13 protein-coding genes and 1 pseudogene are annotated in these 15,314 nt (G+C 38.2%); 8 read left to right on the forward strand and 6 right to left on the reverse strand.

Going from position 1 to position 15,314, the window contains the following annotated elements; all coding sequences use genetic code 11:
- Window positions 1-10: 10 nt before the first annotated feature.
- Window positions 11-904 carry a cation diffusion facilitator family transporter gene (locus ABX891_RS19265; RefSeq protein WP_354630407.1) on the reverse strand — a complete coding sequence of 298 codons (894 nt, stop codon included), beginning with the start codon at window positions 902-904 and terminating at the stop codon, window positions 11-13.
- A 382-nt stretch (window positions 905-1,286) separates the two neighbouring features.
- Here ABX891_RS19265 and ABX891_RS19270 point away from each other — a divergent pair.
- The 3 genes and pseudogenes from ABX891_RS19270 (at window position 1,287) to ABX891_RS19280 (ending at window position 4,284) form a co-directional block, all read left to right on the forward strand.
- Window positions 1,287-2,725, forward strand: a pseudogene (locus ABX891_RS19270) (diguanylate cyclase domain-containing protein).
- A 128-nt stretch (window positions 2,726-2,853) separates the two neighbouring features.
- Window positions 2,854-3,807: an SPFH domain-containing protein gene (locus tag ABX891_RS19275; protein WP_354630408.1), complete on the forward strand. Its 954-nt coding sequence runs from the start codon at window positions 2,854-2,856 to the stop codon at window positions 3,805-3,807.
- A 21-nt stretch (window positions 3,808-3,828) separates the two neighbouring features.
- Complete coding sequence (locus ABX891_RS19280; protein WP_024605673.1) at window positions 3,829-4,284, forward strand: NfeD family protein; 456 nt, start codon at window positions 3,829-3,831, stop codon at window positions 4,282-4,284.
- A 20-nt stretch (window positions 4,285-4,304) separates the two neighbouring features.
- Here the strand turns inward: ABX891_RS19280 and ABX891_RS19285 are convergent, their stop codons facing one another.
- Window positions 4,305-5,177, reverse strand: a complete 873-nt coding sequence (locus ABX891_RS19285; RefSeq protein ID WP_354630409.1) for an SMP-30/gluconolactonase/LRE family protein — start codon at window positions 5,175-5,177, stop codon at window positions 4,305-4,307.
- 167 nt (window positions 5,178-5,344) lie between these two features.
- On the opposite strand from ABX891_RS19285, the gene ABX891_RS19290 reads away from it, so the two are divergent.
- A complete protein-coding gene (locus ABX891_RS19290; protein WP_354630410.1) occupies window positions 5,345-6,181 on the forward strand; it encodes a patatin-like phospholipase family protein in 837 nt (278 codons plus the stop codon).
- Window positions 6,182-6,190: 9 nt separating this feature from the next.
- Here ABX891_RS19290 and ABX891_RS19295 read toward each other — a convergent pair whose 3' ends face one another.
- The 3 genes from ABX891_RS19295 to ABX891_RS19305 are packed head-to-tail and all read right to left on the reverse strand — an operon-like array spanning window position 6,191 to window position 8,312.
- Window positions 6,191-6,436: a hypothetical protein gene (locus tag ABX891_RS19295; protein ID WP_007581829.1), complete on the reverse strand. Its 246-nt coding sequence runs from the start codon at window positions 6,434-6,436 to the stop codon at window positions 6,191-6,193.
- Window positions 6,433-8,028: a PepSY-associated TM helix domain-containing protein gene (locus ABX891_RS19300; protein WP_354630411.1), complete on the reverse strand. Its 1,596-nt coding sequence runs from the start codon at window positions 8,026-8,028 to the stop codon at window positions 6,433-6,435. Before ABX891_RS19300 ends, ABX891_RS19295 begins: the two co-directional genes overlap by 4 nt.
- Window positions 8,025-8,312, reverse strand: coding sequence for a hypothetical protein (locus tag ABX891_RS19305; protein ID WP_024600574.1), 288 nt, complete (start codon window positions 8,310-8,312; stop codon window positions 8,025-8,027). Before ABX891_RS19305 ends, ABX891_RS19300 begins: the two co-directional genes overlap by 4 nt.
- Before the next feature lie 236 nt (window positions 8,313-8,548).
- Here ABX891_RS19305 and ABX891_RS19310 point away from each other — a divergent pair, with 236 nt between their 5' ends.
- The 4 genes from ABX891_RS19310 (at window position 8,549) to ABX891_RS19325 (ending at window position 13,280) form a co-directional block, all read left to right on the forward strand.
- Window positions 8,549-9,244 (forward strand): undecaprenyl-diphosphate phosphatase, encoded by a 696-nt coding sequence (locus ABX891_RS19310; protein ID WP_354630412.1) that lies wholly within the window; start codon window positions 8,549-8,551, stop codon window positions 9,242-9,244.
- A 71-nt stretch (window positions 9,245-9,315) separates the two neighbouring features.
- Window positions 9,316-10,284 (forward strand): IS30 family transposase, encoded by a 969-nt coding sequence (locus tag ABX891_RS19315; protein WP_354629755.1) that lies wholly within the window; start codon window positions 9,316-9,318, stop codon window positions 10,282-10,284.
- 342 nt (window positions 10,285-10,626) lie between these two features.
- Complete coding sequence (locus ABX891_RS19320; RefSeq protein WP_007581825.1) at window positions 10,627-10,848, forward strand: hypothetical protein; 222 nt, start codon at window positions 10,627-10,629, stop codon at window positions 10,846-10,848.
- 410 nt (window positions 10,849-11,258) lie between these two features.
- The gene (locus ABX891_RS19325; protein ID WP_354630413.1) at window positions 11,259-13,280 is read left to right on the forward strand and encodes a hybrid sensor histidine kinase/response regulator; all 2,022 of its coding nucleotides are present in this window, start codon (window positions 11,259-11,261) and stop codon (window positions 13,278-13,280) included.
- A 416-nt stretch (window positions 13,281-13,696) separates the two neighbouring features.
- Here the strand turns inward: ABX891_RS19325 and ahpF are convergent, their stop codons facing one another.
- Entirely contained in the window at window positions 13,697-15,271 is a 1,575-nt protein-coding gene (gene ahpF / locus ABX891_RS19330; RefSeq protein WP_354630414.1) for an alkyl hydroperoxide reductase subunit F, read from the reverse strand.
- Between the last annotated feature and the right edge of the window lie 43 nt (window positions 15,272-15,314).

Consider the following 15,314-nt stretch of genomic DNA (forward strand, 5'->3'; position numbering starts at 1 on the left):
TTAAATGCTACTAATGGATATGATGGCATTCATGGCTTTCAATTTGTAATACACAATTACGTACATTAAATTTTTCGGCTAACAATTGCTCTACCTTCATACGACACGCTTCATCATGTTTTTCAATCGTACAATGTTGTTTAAGGACAACGTGTGCGCCTACTACAATACCATTATACTTGCGCGTTACAGTGACGTTATGGACATTATGAACATGCTCCATATCTGTAATCTCACTTTCAATATCTGCTACTTTAGGGAGTTTGGCCTTATTTAAGCGTAAACCTTTTATACAACTAATAATGACCTTAACACCGGTAAACAACACGAAAGAGGCGATTAACATGCTCGATAAAATATCGATAACAACCCAGCCCGTAAAATATATAAGAATACCAGCCACAAATGTCGATACGGTAGAAATCAAATCAAAGAATGAATGTAAAAATACCGCGTAAACATTAATACTCGCTTTGCGGCCTTTATATAAAACCCATGCAGCAGCACCATGAAACAAAAAACCAATAGCAGCAATAACCGACATTAAATAACTATTAATAGCCAGCTCATTTCCTTCATGCTGGTGTACATAGCGCTCACCACCTTCATACAAAATAATTAAACTGATTGCTAGGTATAAAAACCCGTTCACTAGGCCACCAAAAAGCTCGGCTCGTTGATGGCCATCGTTATAGGTTTTGGCAAAATGAATAGCGAGACTTGATGCTATCAGTGCGATGAATAACGAGCTATTGTGAACAAACAAATGCCCCGCATCAGCAAGAACAGCAAGCGAATTAGAATAATAAGCACCTATAACCTGAATTACCATAAACGAACACGTAATTGCTAGCGCAATGAGTAACCGACGACGAGAAGCTTGGTGTGTAGTGATTTCTGTCATGAAATGCTTGAATAACCTATACTTAAAGTGCAAATAAGCCAAAGATGGCTTAGAGTAGAAATGGGTAATGATATACAGTATCAATTATAATACGTACCGCCATCAAACGCACTAAAAACTTAGTAAATCAAAAAAAATGTGCTAATAATTAGTAGGGCTTGTTGAACTTCGGTGGTTGAATTTGCAGTAGTATTTTTGGTTTTGAGGCAAGGCAGAGTCTATGTAGTGTAGCTATTCCCCATAAATAGGCGATAACGCAGCATAAATACCAAGCATGAGCTGCCCTTGAGCTCGATCTAAGGAAGATTAACACGCCCAAGTAAAAACAATAAAAATACAATAGATAACAATTTAATTGTGGCTTAAACACATGGAGAGTTGAGTGAGTAATAACCTATCAAATGAAATATGGCGAAACTTGGAGTTACTGCCGTTTTGTGTATTACTTTATGATGCCAATGAAAATATATTTAAAGTTAACAGCCAAGCACAGAGCTTGTTTGGCTTAAGAAATAAATCACATTTTAATAAATTGATTTTTCACACATCACTTTGACCAATCATCACAGTAAAAAAGAACTATTAGTCGAGGAGCTATTCTTTGATTATTTCACTGCAAATAACCAATGCCAGTTTGTTTTATCAAAACAGGTATCTAAATTGCTACTCAATGTAAAATTTGCAAAATTACCTAACTCAAGCTCCATTATTATAATCGATGTATTGAATAATAATGTAGATGAACAATATGATTTTGATAATATTATTTCGAACATATCAACTGACTTAATTGATATTCAAAACGACGACGTTGCTAAGCATATCAACTACGCATTAAAAGCTATTGGTACCGTTTGCCACGCAGATAGAAGTTATCTTTTTAAGTTTGCCGAGGATGGTAAAACTATAAATAACACCCACGAATGGGTCAATAATGATATACAAGCATTTAAAGAGGACTTACAAAACCTTCCGAAAAGCGATCTCCCATATTTTTTTAGTTTGATGGCACGTACTCACTTATTTAGAGTTAACGATGTAACGTCGTTACCCATTCAAGCAATGAGCGAAAAAACAATTTTCCAGCGACAAAAAATAAAATCAGTACTTTGCATTGGTCTACGTTATGACAAAGAGCTCGTTGGCTTTATAGGCTGTGATTGCGTTGTTCAAAAGCGAAACTGGACTGATTTAGACCTTATTCGCCTAAGGTTAGTAGGTGAAATGCTTGCTAATGCTTTCAAAAATTTAAATTATAAGCAAGAGCTTCAACAAACTCAGCAGCAACTCATTAACGCCAACCAAAAACTCAATAAGCAAGTCAATACTGATGGCCTTACAAACATTGCTAATAGACGCTGTTTTGATCAGACTTTAAAATGCGAAATTAAGCGCTGTGCACGTAATAAGGAACCCATTAGTTTAATTATGTGTGATATTGATTTTTTTAAGCGTTATAACGATAACTATGGGCATCAGCTTGGCGATGAAGTGCTAAAGCGAGTGGCCAAAGCGCTACACAATATTTGTAAACGGGAAGGTGATCTAACAGCTCGTTTCGGGGGTGAAGAATTTGCGATAGTTTTACCTGCAGTCGACACAGAACACTGTCAAAGGTTTGCTGTTCTTATTCAGGAAAAAATCGCAGAACTCGCAATTGAACATAACTTTTCAACTGTCAGTAAATACCTCACTTTAAGCATTGGGTTTTATAGTTTCATACCCAATCACAAAACAAAACCCAAAGAGGTTATAACTAACGCCGACATAGCTCTTTATAACGCAAAAGAAACAGGTAGAAATAAAATAGCTAGTTTTTAAAAACCGACTAAGGTGGCGCACTGCAGTGAGTTTTAGTGGTTTAAAGTTCTCTGTAGTGATAATCTATACACGCTGAAATTATAAACAATACAACTACTCAGCGTTTAATTATTATAAGGAATGTTTAAATGGATCCAGTCACACAAATTCTCAATATAGTTTTTACTGTTGAGGCTTTTTTACTTGTTTTTGTTATCGTGCTTTTAAAAAGTAGCGTTAAATTTGTACCACAAAACCGCGCCTGGTTAATCGAACGTTTTGGTAAATACCAATCAACTAAAGAAGCCGGCCTTAACTTTATTATTCCATTTATTGATAGAATCTCGGCTGATCGTAGCTTAAAAGAACAAGCTCAAGATGTACCATCGCAGTCAGCTATCACTAAAGATAACATCTCACTTATAGTTGATGGTGTACTGTACTTTAGGGTACTAGACCCGTACAAAGCAACGTATGGCGTTGACGACTATACATTTGCAGTTGTACAACTTTCGCAAACAACAATGCGTTCAGAATTAGGTAAAATGGAGCTTGATAAAACATTTGAAGAGCGTGATTTACTTAATACCAACATTGTTGCAGCTATAAACCAGGCATCTGAGCCTTGGGGTATTCAAGTACTTCGCTACGAAATTAAAGATATTGTGCCGCCTAACTCTATTATGGAAGCGATGGAAGCACAAATGAAAGCTGAGCGTGTTAAACGAGCTCAAATTTTAGAGTCAGAAGGTGATCGCCAAGCAAATATCAACGTTGCTGAAGGTAAAAAACAAGCACAAGTACTTGCTGCTGAAGCCGACAAAGCCGAGCAAATTTTACGCGCTGAAGGTGAAGCAACAGCTATTACTACGGTTGCAGAAGCACAAGCAAATGCACTTATTAAAATAGGTGAAGCTGCAGATACAGAGCAAGGTCAAAAAGCAATTCAGTTAGATTTAGCAACTAAAGCAATCGCGGCTAAAGAAGCGATTGCTCGTGAATCATCAATTGTATTACTGCCAGACAACGCGACAGATGCAAGCTCAATGGTTGCCCAAGGTATGGCAATCATTAATAGCTTAAATAAAAAGCATCTGGGTTAATAACTAAATAAAGAGGTTTGTATGGATTTTATTACGCAAAATTTACCGCAAACACTTATGGTACTTGGTATTGTTGCTTTAATAATAGAAGTAGCAGTACTTGGCCTTTCTACATTTATTTTGTTGTTTTTTGGATTATCGTTATTCCTTACAGGATTATTAATGAGTTTTGGTATTTTACCTGACTCATTAGCAACAGCCCTTTGGAGTAATGCAGTTGTAACAGCGGGCTTAGCCGTTGCACTTTGGAAACCATTAAAACAAATGCAAAATCGCGTAGATAAGAAGCAAGTGAATAGTGATTTTGCTGAACTTACTTTTGTACTTACTAGCGATGTAACAGAACAAGGTTTAACTACACATCAATATTCAGGTATTAGCTGGAAACTCAAAAGTGAGCAACCAATTAGCGCCGGTACTGAGGTTTTAGTAACCAAAAAAGAAGTGGGTGTTATGTGGGTTAAGCCTAAAAGCTAACCATCACTGTAAATTACAAGTCACAGTAAAACGGGCGGCTCAAACTGCCCTTTTTTTATACCGGAGATCTGAAATACAGCGCCTTGTTCACTAACAGTATTATTAATCGCTTCATCAAATGCCGATGTCACAAGTAGTAACTCAGCATTTTCACCACCGAAGGCGGTGCACGTCGGTTTTAATGCACAAAGCTCTATTGTTTTAATTAGCTCACCGTCTGGGGATAAACACATAACACATCCCATTCCCCAAACAGCTAGCCACAAATTGCCTAATTTATCGGTTACGCAGCCATCGGGGTCAACATCAGTATTATTAAATTGATAAAAAACACGTGGCTCAGCGCAAGGCTCACCAGTTTTCTCATCCAAATCTAATACATAAATGCAACTCGTTAAAGAGTCGCAGTAATAACCGCGTAAACGGGACTTATCAAAACACAATCCATTTGGGATACTCAAACCACTTACAACGGCTTTAAGCTGGTTTTTATAATTACGGTATATTTTACCATCCCCTTTTTTAGCATTTACATCCATTGTACTTAACCAAAAGCCACCCCATGGATCAGCACGGCCGTCGTTTGAACGTCGATTTAGCTGTGTATTTTCAATACTAAGGATAAGATGGCGAGTGCTTGAATTAATATGGTATTTGTATATACCAGTACTTGTACCTAGCAATAAGTGCTGCTCATCAATCCACGCTATTGCACTGAGCGTATCGGGCATATTCACGGTTTTTAGTTGGCTTTTGCTGTGTATATTTTTGCTTAAAAGTAATTTTTTATTTATATCGACCCAAAAAAAAGTGTTCAGCATAGGATGCCAAAGAGGACTTTCTGCAAGCTGACTCTGTGTGCTTTCAAAAATGGTTACGCTAGGATCAAACATAAGTAATTATTCTTTATTATTAACAAAGCCTTGTAATACTAAACCTTACCAGAAAACAGTGAATTTCGCGATGTGTACCCGGCTTTAATTTTTTATCATCTTCAGTAATCTCTATCGCATTTTTTAGACTGAGTTGATAACATCAAATTTCATAAAAAGGATTGCCCATGAACAACAATAATAAAAACACACTCGTCGTTGAAGGCGGTGCAATGCGCGGTATATTTGCCGCAGGTGTGCTTGATGAGTTTTTAAAACAGCAATATCAGCCGTTTGAACGCTATTTTGGTGTTTCAGCCGGGGCAACTAATATAGCCGCATTTTTATGCAGACAACCAATGCGAAATTATAAAGTGATTACTGACTACTCATGCCGTCCTGAATTTATTAATTTAGCGCGCTTTATTAAAGGTGGTCATTTATTTGATTTAGATTGGTTATGGCAAGAAACTATTCGCGAAATACGCCTTCATACGGAGGTCTTTGAGCAAACTCCACACGAGTTTTATATTGTATCTACGGCAATCGAATCAGGCAAAGCACACTATTTAAAGGCCACCAGCGCCGATATGGTGCATCAATTAAAAGCATCATGCGCTATACCCATTGCATATCGTGACTACCCTATTATTAATGACATAGCGATGACCGATGGCGGTGTTGCTGATTCAATTCCGGTAATAAAAGCTTACGAAATGGGTGCACGCGAAATCACCGTTATTTTGTCTCAATGTTTAGGCTATCGTAAAAAACCAAGTAAGGCACCTTGGCTCACTAAAAAAATGTATAAAAACTATCCCGCATTAATTCAAACGACCTTAAACAGGGCTGATTTTTATAATAAGTCTATCGATTTTATTATGAATCCACCTAATGACTGCAAAATCAATATCATTGCACCACCGGCTAATTTTAAAGTTGGGCGTACCACTAAAAAGTTTGAAATACTTAATAGTGGTTACAACATGGGAGTTGATACTGCTAAGGTCTTTTTAGCTAAATAACTGCATTATTTAACCTAATAATTGCGGTGCTTTACCCGCAATAACTGCGGTTAGTAAACCAGCTAACATAGCTCCCACAACGGTGCATATTGCACCGCCTAAAATACCGTAAACACTCATAAAACATATCAGTGCTAAACCAAATAGCAGTGCACTTAAAAATGTTTTAGTCGCTAATGTAAGTGTGTTTTTTCGTAGGTTGAGCATCATGAGTAGTAAACTTACCATCGCAATTGTAATTAGTAGCTCGTTCATACGGGTTGTACCTCAATTTGTAATTTTTGTGTGTTTTTTATTTTTAAGGCAACAAACATACACACGATACCCACCACCATAAAGCTTATATCTACTACCGCGACAAGCGAGCTATTAAGGTTAATAACATTGCTAACGCCAAGTAAAATATTAAGTGGCAGCACCAAAGCAAGCGAAGCGCCGCATAGTAAAAGTGTCAGCTTAAAATAGTTTTTATAACCTATGGGCAATACACTTAATAGTAACCATGCCAACCACGTATAAAAAAACACGGGTCCAAAAAAGCTATTTTGCGCCACACCAACAACGCTATAATTAAGTAAAACTTGCACAGGAAATAGCACAAAGCTTGCTAATACCAAACCGCCACAACTGCCAATAATAAAACGATTCCAGCGTGCATATGCCTGCATACTCAGTGAAGGGCTACTGCCACGTGTGCGCTTTGTTAGCCACATCATCATGCCCGAAATAGGTAAAAGCGCAGTACTTAAGCCAAGCAATACCCAAAGTAATTTTACAAACACTCCTGCAAAGTTCCCAAAGTGCAGCGGAAACATCAACTCAATTACTTTTATCGAAACACCTGAAATATCACCAAAACTACTCATCGACTGCACAAACTCACCATTGCCCTGATAATGCAGTAACTGAGAAGCAACAGCCTCGCCACCTAACAAACGCAAATATACCTGCGCATTCGCATCGTTATGCGCCATTATTGTGACATCCCTAATTATTGCTTCAGGGTAACGACTATGAGCATGCTCTAAAATAGTGTCTATTTTTGTAGGTTGCTTAATGTGGCTAACTACAGGCTCAGGAATAGCGGTAAACGTTTCTATTAACTTATCTTGATCGCCACCAAAGCTCACAAACGCAGCAGCTGGTAATAAAATAACGGTCGCAAGCCCTAAAAATGATCCTGTAAAACCAATTACAATATTAAATACGCTGCCCCAAATACCTATGACCTTATGAGCATCGCTGACTGCAATATCTAATCCTTTATCTCGCCTAAACGTAAAGAGCTCTTTTATCAATTTACGATGAATAAACAAGCCTGTCACTGCACTTACTAAAAGTGTTAAACCTAAAAAACCAGTAAGAATTAACCCAATTGGTCGCCCTAAATGCAAATCTGCATGAAACTGACCTATGTAGGTTGGCGCATCTGTTTTTTTATTAGCGTAAAACTCTTTACTAGGCCCATAGTAAGTATTTTCCAGCGCCAAAGTATCCGGATGAAACTGGAATACTCTGGCCACCTCTTGATCATAGTTTTCATCGCCATGGTGGGATTCAAATACCAACGTTAATAAATGAAAGTTATGTCCACTTGGTAAAAACACATGAATGTTTTCGCCAAATTCACTAGGCACCTGTTTATGGTATTCGTTTACTAGTCGATTAATTTGCGCGCTGGCAACGTGTTGGCTAGATTGTAGCTCTGGATTTGCCCATATTTTTAACTCAGGTCGCGACAGAACTGCTAACGCCCCACTAAATGCAACAATAAATAGCAGTACAGCAGTAATAATTCCTACCCAGCTATGTAATAAAAATAGCTTTTTTAACGTAATCGACTTCATCCCTGCCCCTGCGTTAACGCCCAAAAACTCAATAAACCATGTAATACACACAATGCAATCATTACTACAAAAGGTTGCCATACTTTTTGCGCCAAATACGCATAAATAAACAACGCAGTCCAAATAACAGGAAAGAGTAAAATAGGCAGTAATATTTGTTCATTCATTTGAAACGGTAAATAGGTTGTCATACCCGGAATCATTATTACCGCTGTAACTAGCGCTAATACACACGCAATTAAGTGCCTTCGCCGTGTAGCTGTAAACGTTTTTTTATTATTCATTATTCGCTCAATAAATTTGCCCAAACATATACAAAACAGTACATGCAAATGATAACGATTGTCATTATATTGTGCATTTACTGCTTAATGCAATTTATTAAACACATTAAGTCTAAAAATACTGTTGGTTTGCTTTAAGAGCTTTTATGCTACGCCTCGCAATTTAGGTACGCAGTAATGCGTCATTTCAGTTAAGCCGAGTTCGGGCTTTTTAATTTTTCAGGAAGCAGTAAACCGTGGATATAATTAACGCGATTATTTTAGGTATTATTGAAGGTATAACAGAATTTTTACCCATATCATCAACCGGGCACTTAATTGTAGCGTCAAAGTGGTTAGGCATTGAATCAACAGACGCTAATCTCGCCTTCGAAGTAATTATTCAACTTGCCGCCATTTTAGCGGTACTAGCTAACTATAAAGACAAGTTTAGCCCTAAACATTTTAATTTATGGATTAAAGTTGCCATTGCATTTATTCCTTTGGGTATTATTGGTTTTATATTTAGTGATGTAATAAAAACACTGTTTAGCGTACCTGTAGTAGGTGTTATGTTTATTGTAGGCGGTGTGATTTTTTTACTATTAGAGCGCAGTTATAAAGAGACTCACTGCACAACTACCGATGTAACCCAAGTTACTTATAAACAAGCACTTTGGATTGGCGTAGCACAAGTATTTGCGTTAATTCCAGGGACTAGTCGTGCTGGGAGCTCTATTGTTGGTGCCATGTTGTGTGGTTTAAACCGAAAAACCAGCGCTGAATTTTCATTTTTACTTGGTTTACCTGTACTTGCAGCAGCCTCAGGGTACGACTTACTTAAACATTACCAACTGTTTAGCTTAGATGACCTAACTGCCCTTGCTGTGGGTTTTTTAACGTCTTTTATAGTTGCTTATTTTACTACCTGGATTCAAATTGTAAGTGCATAACTTGTTTTGGGTAGATTAAGTGGTCAGTTGCTCATAAGCTAACTGCTTTTTCTCCGGCAAGAGATTTTACAATGAGACATTACAAACAACTGACCTATGCGCAAAGATGCCAGATCGCCGTTCTAAAGAAAAGTGGTTTTACGCAACAAAGTATTGCTGAGCTAACTAATTTATCGCAATCTACGATTTCAAGAGAGCTTTCTAGAAATACAGGTAAGCGAGGTTACAGACACAAACAAGCTCATGAGCGGGCTTTGTTTCGCCGAAGAAGTGTAAGAAAACCGCTTAAGATGACACCTGAAATGATGGCTTTAATTACCCAGAAGCTTAATGAGAAGTGGAGCCCTGAACAGATAACGGGATGGTTGCGTAAAGAAAGTGAACGGTCTGTCAGCCATGAATGCATTTATCTGTATATCTGGGAAGATAAAAAAGCAGGTGGTGAGTTATACCTACATCTGCGCCGACACGGTAAGAAATATCACAAGCGCAGTCATGGTAAAACAAACCGAGGGCAAATAAAAAATCGCGTTAGCATTGAAGAACGCCCACAAATAGTTGATGAGAAAGGTCGTATCGGAGATTGGGAAATAGATACCGTCATAGGTAAAGGTCATCGAGGCACCCTTGTTACCATTGTAGAGCGGGTCACCCAATTCACTGTATCAACGCAGGTGGCAGGCAAAACAGCACAAGCCGTCACTGCGGCGACGATAGAACTATTAAGGCCATATAGGTCAGCGCTTCATAGCATCACGGCTGACAATGGAAAAGAGTTCGCTTATCACGAGCAAATCACAGAGGCTTTATGTGTTCCTGTTTATTTTGCTCACCCTTATCACTCATGGGAGCGCGGATTGAATGAAAACACGAATGGATTACTACGCCAGTATTGGCCGAAGAGCACAGATTTTAAGGCGGTAACACCAGCGCAGGTTATACCAGTACTTGAGCAACTTAATAATCGTCCGAGGAAGACACTTGGATTTGAAACGCCTGCAAAATTGATGCAGGATCACTTGGCGGCTAAAGCCGCCTAAACGTTATGCACTTCAGATTTGAATCCGCGCTATTAAACTATTCATACGCTTTCTAGAAAATTTCACTTTTGTTAGTTTTGGTCTTTACCGAATCGTATTTGGTGTTATTTTACTAACTAACCTGAATTCTGGTTAAGAGATTTAAAAACACTATAAATAATAACGATATTTAAGTCTGTTTCTCTCTAGCTAGAAATTTTTGGTGAAAACAAGGCGAATTTACGCGTCAATAGCTGGTCTATTGCAAGGAAATTCAACGCAGTTAGCGCTAAAAATAGCTGCTTGAGATAGATTTATTATCCAGAACTCAGGTTAGCTATAGCCTACACATAAGAGAATATTATGAGCGAAAAAATAAACGAAGAAGCACTCCACGCCCTAAAAATAGCTTTTACTTACATGCCTAAAGCGATTGAGGTGACAAAGTATGAATATGGCGAGCGCTACCAAAGCGTACTTGATCACATTGAAGCGGTACGTGAAACACTGCTTATTAACGATGTTGACCCAGAGGAAGTAGGCGGCGATATCAACCCGCAATATACCCCAAATTCAACGTATTAAAAGTATACCGCTGAGTATTATATGCTCGGCGGCATGTTGCGCTATATACAAGGGCCTGTTTATCTTTCGAGGTTAAATTTACAGCAGACTGTTTGGTATTTAGGCAAGGCAGAGCCTATTTAGTGTGGTTATTCCCCATAAATAGGCGATAACGCAGCATAAATGCCAAACATGCGTTGCCCTTTGGGTTCTGCCTAGGGACAATTTTTAATCCTGAAAGGTCAACAGGCCCTACTACTATTAATAAACCACTAACTTAGTTCATAAAAACATAAGGTTATAAAATTTAATACGTATCAATTTTAGTTATTAGTAATTAAAACTGCTAAACTGGATTTTAAACTAATACCAATGCCCTAATTGGCCTATGTATTATATAAATTGAACAAAAGCTTACGGGGTGTTTTCTTTTGAATTTTTTACGATGTTTTCACGATATAGTTTCTAATCAATCTCTTGATTTTGAAAATAAAATTAATAAGCTCTTAGTGTTTGGGTTAGAAGTATTTGACCTTGAGCTAGGTATTATTAGTAAAGTAGATGAAAACAGCTACACCGTTTTATATGCCAAAACCCCTGACAACTCACTTTTACCCGGTACCGTGTTTGAATTACAAGGCACCTATTGCGTACATACGCTCGCTGCTGGCTCTGCACTTGCCTTTCATAAAGCATCTCAAAGTGCAATTGCAAACCACCCCTGTTATATAAACTTTCAGTTAGAGTCTTATATTGGCGCGCCAATAAAAATTGGTGATAAAATATTTGGCACCGTTAACTTTTCATCCGCAAAAGACTCCCTCGCTTTTAACGATGATGCTTATGACTACATCGAATTATTTGCACAATGGCTTGGATCGGAATTTGCTCGCACCCAAGCTAAAGAACAACTCATAAAAAATAGTAATACTTTATTAAAGTTAGAGCACATTGCAAATATAGGCACGTGGGAAGTTGATCTAATCTCCGATAAAATTACCTGGAGTGAGCAAACCTACCTCATACATGAGGTAGATGAACAATTTCAACCGCAAATGAATTCTGCAATCGAGTTTTATAAAAAAGGCCCAAGTCGTGAAGGCATTACTCGCGCGGTAGAATTAGCCATAGAAAAAGGCAAAAAATGGAATTTAGAACTAGAAGTAGTAACCGCTAAAAATAAACACTTATGGGTGGCTACCTTTGGTGAGGCCGAATTTGATGAAGGCCGATGCGTGCGGTTATTTGGCACCTGCCAAGATGTAACCGAATCAGTAATGCTACGAGAAGAGCTTAAACAAAAGCAAGCTCAAGCAGAGCGCCTACTTGAAGACAGAAGCATGCTATTTGCTAAAATCAGCCACGAATTAAGAACCCCACTCAATGGTATTACAGGTATGCTTACAACATTAATCGACGAGCATAGTGAAGAAGTGCGTGCCGAAAAAATTAAAATCGCACTTAGAAGCGCCGATATTTTACTCAGTATAATTAACGAAGTTCTCGATTTTTCTAAAATTAATCATGGTGAGCTAAAGCTTGAACCTACTGACTTTTTACTAAAAACAATTTTTACCGATTTAACTTCTTTGTATACACCTCTATTTAAAAACACGCATGTAACGCTACAAGTAAATAATACAATTGATGACAACTGCTGGGCGTTTAGCGACAACACACGCCTTAGCCAAATAACCTCTAACTTACTAAGCAATGCGCTGAAATTTACTGAGAATGGTTCAGTTACACTAAACACAAACCTTTCTAAAATAAAAAATAAGCTAATTTTAAATATTGATGTGTCTGATACCGGCCGAGGAATGAGTAAAGGCTTTTTAGAATCACTGTTTTCTCCTTTTTCTCAAGAAATTGATGCTAAAAATTCAAAAGGTGGCACAGGCCTTGGCCTTGCAATAGTAAAAGAACTTGTTGAATATATGGGCGGTAAAATAAAGGTAAAAAGTACACCTAATAAAGGCACTACGTTTTTAGTAAATATTCCTATTGAGAAAGGGACAGAACAAAAACAAGAAAGTCTTAAATCAACGTTAGATATCAACGGCAGTGAACTATCAGTGCTTGTAGTAGATGATAACGACATTAATAGGTTGGTACTTCATGCCTCTTTGGGCAAGCTTAATATTAAAGCAGACTCAGCAGTAGATGGCCAAGGTGCAGTATTAAAATGTCGTCAAAAGCATTATGACCTTATTTTTATGGACTGCATAATGCCCATCCTCGATGGATTTGAAGCAACTAAGCAACTTAGATCAGAAAACATCTGCTCGCATGAAAAAACTTACATAGTAGCAATAACAGCTAACACCTCATCACAAGACAAACTTGCATGTAAACAAGCCGGTATGGATATGTTTATATCAAAACCTTTTAAACTACCCATACTTGAAAAAGCAGTTATTAACGCGCTTGAGCATACCGCTAAAGTTAGCTAACGTTTGTAGTCAACTGATTGGTTAAATAAGGATATAAAATTAAAAACATAATTAGAACTATATTACTAACAGTACTTATTGTTGCAGTATTTAAAGGCGTTTCCACTGGGCAATGGAGTTCATCAATAACAATAGTTATCGTATCAGGCGTATTGCTGTTAGTTACATTTATCAGTGCTAAGTCATCACGTGGATCATCAGTTTATACTGGCAGTGACTCACCAGTTTCCTCTAGCAGTAACTCAGCGCACTCTCACACAAATTGTAGCGGCGGTGATTCTGGTGGTGGGTGCGATTAAATCGTGTGCTAATTCTTAAGCATTAAAAAAGCCGCCTTTGGAGAAGGGCGGCTTGGGTTAACAAACAGCTATGGGTGTAGCCTTGCTGTTATATCAAGAGAGTTTTTACTAATTACATTAAGCAGCGCTTTGATCAGCTTCTTCAGAGTGACGAATTAAATAATCAAATGCGCCTAAGCTTGCTGTTGCACCACTGCCCATTGCAATAATAATTTGTTTAAACGGAGTATTGGTTGCATCCCCCGCGCCGTATATGCCTGGTAATGAAGTTGCGCCTTTAGCATCAATCAGTATTTCACCAAATTTGCTTAATTCAAGGTCGCTGTCTTTTAACCATTCGGTATTTGGTATTAAGCCTATTTGTACAAATATACCGGCAAGTTCAAGCTCTTTGCTCTCTCCCGACACTCTATCTGTGTACATTAAGCCAGTTACTTTTTTACCATCACCAAGTACTTCGGTAGTTTGTGCACTTTTGATAATAGTAATATTAGCCATGCTTTTAGCTTTACGAATAAGCACTTCATCAGCACGTAGTGTGTCTGCAAATTCAAGTACCGTAACACTTTGCACAATATTAGCTAAATCGATTGCTGCTTCTATACCTGAATTACCACCGCCAATTACGGCAACAGGTTTACCTTTAAATAAAGGGCCATCACAATGTGGGCAATATGCCACACCATGGCCGCGATATTCTTGCTCCCCTGGTACGTTCATTTCGCGCCAGCGTGCACCAGTGGCAAGTACGAGCGACTTAGCTTTAAGTACTGCGCCATTTTCTAGCGTGATTTCGTAACCATTGTTATAACCAAGTGCCGCTGCACGCTGATTATGCATTACATCTACATCGTATTCTTTAACGTGCTCTTCAAGCTGAGCAACCAATTTAGGACCTTCAGTCGCTTTAATCGAAATAAAGTTTTCTATTGCTAATGTATCGGCAACTTGTCCACCAAATCTATCAGCCACAATGCCTGTATTTAACCCTTTTCGTGCTGAGTAAATTGCAGCCGACGCGCCCGCTGGGCCGCCACCAACTACCAGTACATCAAACTCGTCTTTTTCGCTTAGTGCTGCTGCTTGTTTAGCAGCCCCTTTGCTATCTACTTTATTAAGTATGTCAGTAAGGCTTAGTGCACCTTGGCTAAATGGTTCGCCATTTAAATATACAGCCGGTACAGCTAAAATATTTCGCTCTTCTACTTCATCTTGAAATAGTGCACCGTCAATCATGGTGGCTTTAATATTACTGTTTGTTGCTGCCATAGTGTTAAGTGCTTGCACTACTTGCGGACACGTTTGGCAACTTAAACTTATATATACTTCAAAGTTAAGTTCTTGAGTAAGCGATTGTATTTGTTCAATGTCTTCGCTTTTAGCTTTACTTGCGTGTCCGCCAGTATGTAAAAGTGCTAGCACTAAACTTGTGAATTCGTGGCCCATAGGTACGCCTGCAAACGTAATATGGGTATTTTTAATAGGTGAATGTACAACCATTGACGGGCGACGCGCGCTTGTATCTGGGTTGTTTATTACCGTAAATTTATCGCTCAGTGAAGCTAAATCGTTCGCTAAACTTTCTACTTCTGCTGATTTTTTGCTGTCATCCAAGGCAATAAGCAGCTCAACAGGTTGAGTCAGCGATTCAAAATGGCTTTTTAATTGATTTTTTATGTTGTTATCTAACATGGCTTAACCCTTTTAGGAAAATTTAAACAGCAAGCCTCCCATG

The organism is Pseudoalteromonas sp. NCIMB 1079 (assembly GCF_040567695.1).
In the GTDB taxonomy this organism is placed as follows: Bacteria; Pseudomonadota; Gammaproteobacteria; order Enterobacterales; family Alteromonadaceae; genus Pseudoalteromonas; species Pseudoalteromonas distincta.

Excerpts from the sequence above, each read along its gene's own strand:
- ABX891_RS19290 (WP_354630410.1), top strand. The coding sequence starts at position 5,345 with ATGAACAACAATAATAAAAACACACTCGTCGTTGAAGGCGGTGCAATG.
- ABX891_RS19280 (WP_024605673.1), top strand. The coding sequence starts at position 3,829 with ATGGATTTTATTACGCAAAATTTACCGCAAACACTTATGGTACTTGGT.
- ABX891_RS19305 (WP_024600574.1), bottom strand. The coding sequence starts at position 8,312 with ATGAATAATAAAAAAACGTTTACAGCTACACGGCGAAGGCACTTAATT.
- ahpF (WP_354630414.1), bottom strand. The coding sequence starts at position 15,271 with ATGTTAGATAACAACATAAAAAATCAATTAAAAAGCCATTTTGAATCG.
- ABX891_RS19295 (WP_007581829.1), bottom strand. The coding sequence starts at position 6,436 with ATGAACGAGCTACTAATTACAATTGCGATGGTAAGTTTACTACTCATG.
- ABX891_RS19265 (WP_354630407.1), bottom strand. The coding sequence starts at position 904 with ATGACAGAAATCACTACACACCAAGCTTCTCGTCGTCGGTTACTCATT.
- ABX891_RS19315 (WP_354629755.1), top strand. The coding sequence starts at position 9,316 with ATGAGACATTACAAACAACTGACCTATGCGCAAAGATGCCAGATCGCC.
- ABX891_RS19300 (WP_354630411.1), bottom strand. The coding sequence starts at position 8,028 with ATGAAGTCGATTACGTTAAAAAAGCTATTTTTATTACATAGCTGGGTA.
- ABX891_RS19285 (WP_354630409.1), bottom strand. The coding sequence starts at position 5,177 with ATGTTTGATCCTAGCGTAACCATTTTTGAAAGCACACAGAGTCAGCTT.
- ABX891_RS19320 (WP_007581825.1), top strand. The coding sequence starts at position 10,627 with ATGAGCGAAAAAATAAACGAAGAAGCACTCCACGCCCTAAAAATAGCT.
- ABX891_RS19275 (WP_354630408.1), top strand. The coding sequence starts at position 2,854 with ATGGATCCAGTCACACAAATTCTCAATATAGTTTTTACTGTTGAGGCT.